Here is a 4970-nt window from a genome sequence, read left to right on the forward strand (position 1 = left end):
AATTTTCAACTTTTGGAATAAAAATATACCTTGTGCTTGGTTGCGGTGAAGTGCTACGAAACTCCCGCCTTCGCCAAGCCCTTTCCGTTAGTGGCAACCGTGCGACCGACAGTTCAACAGTTAACGAGAGTAACAATTAGACACTGAATGACTGTCCCCTTTTTGTTCTTTATAGGTTGACTTTTACGTAGATTGTAATTGTTGTGCTTTTTACTTCAGTTCGGTTTCGGGGGACAGTAATTCATTGTCTTACGGACTTGGTTGACGGCAGGACAATCAATCACACGACAACCACTAACGTTCGGAAAATCTTATTTACATATACAGCAACTTGACAAATAAAATATGCTGACAGAAATAAATCCAAAGTTGCCAATGCGTGACAAAGCCGTTACGAAAAACTATTACGTAAACAAATTAGGGTTTCAACTTTTTGGCGACAATGACTTTGATGGTTATTTAATGGTTCATAAGGACAATATTCAAATTCACTTTTTTGAGTTCAAAGAGCTTGAACCTAAAGAAAACTACGGACAAGTTTATATCAGGACAAATGACATTGATAAACTTTACCAAACACTTTTAAACAACAATGTTCTAATTCACCCAAACGGACATTTAGAAACAAAACCTTGGGGACAAAGAGAATTTGCATTACTTGACCCGGACAACAACCTATTAACTTTTGGACAGAGCATAAAATGAAAAACAAAACTTGTCAGACAGCGAGAAGAACGGCAGCCACTAACATCGGTTTTGCGTCAGGCGGGGTGACGTGCTTCGTAGAAATTTTTGTGCATATTTCAAGTGCGTTTCTTCGTATCAAGTGCAGTGCTGAAAATCCCGCCCGAACGCAAAGCCGAAAACCGTTAGTGGCAACCCTAACAGACAACACAGCAGAAAATGAACTAATTACAAACAGGGAGAAATTTGAAATATATTACACGGACAGTTTGGGTTTTATCAGTTGTCAGTTTGCTCACCGACACAGCAAGCGAAATGCTGTATCCGATTATGCCCATTTACTTAAAGACAATTGGTTTTTCAATTGTGCTTATCGGAATACTTGAAGGCGTTGCAGAAGCAACGGCTGGACTTAGTAAAGGTTATTTCGGCAAACTTTCCGACATTTCGGGCAGACGAGTTCCATTTGTGCAATTTGGTTATGCTTTCAGTACAATTTCCAAACCGATGATGGCAATTTTCACTTTCCCAATTTGGATATTTTTTGCACGGACAATTGACCGCATCGGTAAAGGTATTCGGACAGGTGCAAGGGACGCAATTCTTTCAGACGAAGCAACACCACAGACAAAAGGAAAAGTTTTTGGCTTCCATCGTTCTATGGACACATTAGGTGCTGTAATTGGACCGTCATTGGCTTTGCTCTATTTGTATTATTATCCTCAAGACTACAAGACACTCTTTTTTATTGCATTCATTCCCGGACTGTTTGCGGTTCTATCATCATTCTACCTCAAAGACAAAAAAGTAACCGAGCATAAACCCAAAGTAAAAACACCATTTTTTTCGTTCCTAAATTATTGGAAAGTAAGCCCGACAGAATACAGAAAAGTTGTAATCGGACTTTTAATATTTACACTATTCAACAGTTCTGACATTTTTCTATTGCTTCAAGCAAAGCAATCGGGACTTGACGACACAATGGTTATTGGTGTTTATATTTTTTACAATCTTATTTACGCATTGTTTGCTTTCCCAATTGGCGTTCTTGCCGACAATGTTGGACTGAAAACAATTTTCATAATTGGGCTTGTTTTGTTTGCGACAGTCTATTTTGGTATGGCTTTAAACACAAATCTTTACTTCTTCTTCGGACTGTTTTTTCTTTACGGTATTTATGCTTCTGCGACAGAAGGAATTTCAAAAGCGTGGATTTCAAACATCACGGACAAGAAAGACACAGCAACAGCAATCGGAACATTTTCAGGATTTCAAAGCATTTGCACAATGCTGGCAAGTTCGCTAACAGGTTTAATTTGGTTTCAGTTCGGTGCGACAACTGCATTCATTACAACTGCGACAGTAACTTTATTTGTAATTGCATACTTTCTAACTATTCCCAAACCGACAAATGACACTTTCAAATCATAATAAGAAAAGAAGGGCAGCCTATAACAGCGGCTTGGCAAAAGGCGGGCTGACGTGCTTCGTAGAAACATTTGTGGTTAAACAAACATTTGTGCTTCGTATGAACTTTGGTGCTAAAAATCCCGCCCTTCGCCAAGCCGCAACACGTTAGCGGTCATGCAAAAAAGACCCTCAACCGTTAGACCATTTTAAAAATATTGACAATCAAATATGACTACACCGCAATTAACACCAGCCAAACTATTTAATGGAAAAACACTTCCCGCTAAATGGAATGAAGCAAAAGCGGCTTTTATTTGTTTTACGCCTTTTCCTGCCGGTTTTGAAAAGTATGTTACAGAAGTTTCAACGGAGAGATTTTTCCTGCATTAACCATGCAGTGAAGTAAGACTATGTACTTACAACAATATTTCATTTATTATTTTAAGTGAGGTTTACGGTTTTGAAGTTGGCTCAACAACGGTAGAAGAACTTATTTACTATGGAATTAAAAATATCATTGGCATTGGTTATGTTGGTGCATTTAACGGAGCACCGATAGGACAAAAGTTTATTGCAAAATCAGCTCTTTCCGATTTACCATTAGCAAGGCATTATGGAGTTGAAGCAAATGAAGGTGTTTATCCTTCCACCAAATTTTATTCTCTAATTAAAAGTATAGGGGAAACTGATGGAACTGTTTGGGAGGAATATTCAGTATGGTGTACGAACAGTTTGTATAGAGAATATCCTGCAACCATAAAAGAAATGAAAGAAAAAGGTTGCAGTGTTGTGAATATGGATACTATTTCTGTTTATGCAGTAGCTGATGTTTGTGCAAAAGAAACAGGTTCACAAATAAACTATATATATGTAGGAACTGTTACCGATTCTGAAAGTGATGATGGCGAAAGTTGGCAAACTGATTTGATTGAAACAATAACAACAGATAAAAAACAGCCGCATGATGAGCTTTCGGAATACATGGTGGAAAAAGTGCTAACATCAATATCACAATCATAAAATAAATGGATAGGCAAAATATAATAGAAGCAACGGCTGCCTTTGTAAAAGATACACTGCAAAATGCAGAAGGCGGACATGATTGGTGGCACATTTATAGAGTTTGGAAAACTGCTAAGACAATAGCAGTTGGAGAGAGTGTGGACACATTTGTTGTTGAGTTAGGAGCATTATTGCATGACATTGCAGACTCAAAATTTTACAATGGTGATGAAACAGTCGGACCCAAAAAAGCAAGGGAATTTCTTGAAACACTGCATGTTGACGAGCCTACTATTTTGCATGTAGAAAATATTATTAAGAACATTTCATTTAAGGGAGGCAAGGAAAAGCAAATCTTTAAATCAGTGGAATTAGATGTTGTTCAAGACGCAGACAGGCTGGACGCTTTGGGTGCAATTGGAATAGCAAGAGCATTTAATTATGGTGGCTACAAGAACAGAAAAATTTATGACCCAACAATAAAACCAAACTTGAACAAAACAAAAGAAGAGTATAAAAACAGTGCAGAGCCGACACTCAATCATTTTTATGAAAAACTTTTTCTACTAAAAGACAGAATGAATACAAAAACTGGACAGTTACTTGCCAAACATAGACACGACTTTATGACAAGTTACGTTGAGCAGTTTTATGAAGAATGGGAAGGCAGACTATAACTGCAAGACAACTGCACGAACCGCTAACATGGGGTTTGCTGCTATGCTGGCTGACGAATATAATCTCATCTTTTTGTTCGCTATCAGCAGCAGTTCCAGCCGACGTAATTCTATTTAGCTTTTTGTTGTTAACTTCATCATCATATTTTCAATCATCAGCGGTACCGGGCTGGACGTTCAATGAATACCAGCACAGCAGCAAGCCCTGTCCGTTAGCAGTCATGCTATGGCGACAGTTCCCCTAAGAGATGTAGGTAGGTATGATACGACTTAAAAACTTTTTAGAAGCAACAAATTGGTTTGCTGACAGCGAACTGAATGACATTTTATCGCATTTCAATACACTTGAAATAAAACGAAAAGAACACATTTTACACGAAGGGGAAATTTGCAAACGAGTGGCATATGTAGAGCAAGGTTGTTTTCGGAACTATTCTGTAGATAACAACCTGCACGAAATCGTAACGCATTTTGGTTTTGAGGATTGGTGGCTTGCCGACCTGCACAGTTTTGAAAATCAAACACCAACCGTTTATAATATTCAGGCGGTTGAGGACAGCATTATAGACGTTATCAACCGCAATGACTTTTTCAACCTTATGGAGCTGTATCCTAAATTCAAAGATGGACACATACAGTTGGTGCGAAAGAGCCACGCAGCCATGATGAACCGACTTCAAGAAATTCGCTTTAAATCGGTAGAGGAAAGATATTTAGACCTTATTCAACGACAACCGCAGACGTTGCAACGGGTTCCGCAGCAATACATTGCTGCTTATCTGGGCGTAGAACCGCAATCGCTAAGCCGGATAAGAAAGCGGATTTTTGACAACAAATAATTTTCTTAACCGCACGTGAATTATTTTACATTTTCTTGAATAAATACAATTTGTTTGTCCTCTAATTTTTGTGGATATGCTTTTATGTTTGGTGTTTTTTCCAAAAATGTATAAGCAATTAAGCCTGCCAGCAAATTAATAAGAAAATTTTTAGGGCTTCTGTGCCTTGAATGTTCTATATTTAGTTGATTTTTAAGTACATCGAAAGCAGTTTCTATCAATCCTCTATGCCTTAAATAATAGGCTTGTGGTTCTGTTAATACTTGATTTTTCTTCATATTAGCTCTTAACTTAGTGATTAAGTGCAAGTTTCTTTCTGCAAATTCTTCTTTTAGTGCAGTAATATAACCCTTATCTC

The 4970-nt window shown here is 37.8% G+C and carries 7 protein-coding genes; 6 read left to right on the top strand and 1 reads right to left on the bottom strand.

Annotation, left to right across the window (positions count from 1 at the left end):
- Positions 1-345 precede the first annotated feature (345 nt).
- From BM141_RS21990 to BM141_RS22010, 6 genes are all read left to right on the top strand, one after another.
- Entirely contained in the window at positions 346-705 is a 360-nt protein-coding gene (locus BM141_RS21990) for a bleomycin resistance protein (protein WP_091549588.1), read from the top strand.
- A gap of 225 nt (positions 706-930) precedes the next feature.
- Positions 931-2115, top strand: coding sequence for an MFS transporter (locus BM141_RS21995; RefSeq protein WP_091549589.1), 1185 nt, complete (start codon positions 931-933; stop codon positions 2113-2115).
- Between the two features lie 207 nt (positions 2116-2322).
- Positions 2323-2484, top strand: coding sequence for a hypothetical protein (locus BM141_RS23320; RefSeq protein ID WP_177217516.1), 162 nt, complete (start codon positions 2323-2325; stop codon positions 2482-2484).
- 48 nt (positions 2485-2532) lie between these two features.
- On the top strand, positions 2533-3114 hold the full coding sequence (locus BM141_RS22700; protein ID WP_262509475.1) for a phosphorylase family protein: 582 nt from the start codon (positions 2533-2535) through the stop codon (positions 3112-3114).
- A 5-nt stretch (positions 3115-3119) separates the two neighbouring features.
- Positions 3120-3773: an HD domain-containing protein gene (locus tag BM141_RS22005; protein WP_091549591.1), complete on the top strand. Its 654-nt coding sequence runs from the start codon at positions 3120-3122 to the stop codon at positions 3771-3773.
- 260 nt (positions 3774-4033) lie between these two features.
- On the top strand, positions 4034-4612 hold the full coding sequence (locus tag BM141_RS22010; RefSeq protein WP_091549592.1) for a Crp/Fnr family transcriptional regulator: 579 nt from the start codon (positions 4034-4036) through the stop codon (positions 4610-4612).
- A 20-nt stretch (positions 4613-4632) separates the two neighbouring features.
- Here the strand turns inward: BM141_RS22010 and BM141_RS22015 are convergent.
- The coding region (locus tag BM141_RS22015; RefSeq protein ID WP_143090840.1) for a transposase at positions 4633-4970 on the bottom strand (338 nt) is incomplete at its 5' end.

The organism is Thermoflexibacter ruber (assembly GCF_900113045.1).
GTDB lineage: Bacteria > Bacteroidota > Bacteroidia > Cytophagales > Thermoflexibacteraceae > Thermoflexibacter > Thermoflexibacter ruber.

What these genes read in the sequence shown, in the direction of transcription:
- BM141_RS21990 (WP_091549588.1), top strand. Translation starts at nt 346, where the DNA reads ATGCTGACAGAAATAAATCCAAAGTTGCCAATGCGTGACAAAGCCGTT.
- BM141_RS23320 (WP_177217516.1), top strand. Translation starts at nt 2,323, where the DNA reads ATGACTACACCGCAATTAACACCAGCCAAACTATTTAATGGAAAAACA.
- BM141_RS22005 (WP_091549591.1), top strand. Translation starts at nt 3,120, where the DNA reads ATGGATAGGCAAAATATAATAGAAGCAACGGCTGCCTTTGTAAAAGAT.
- BM141_RS22010 (WP_091549592.1), top strand. Translation starts at nt 4,034, where the DNA reads ATGATACGACTTAAAAACTTTTTAGAAGCAACAAATTGGTTTGCTGAC.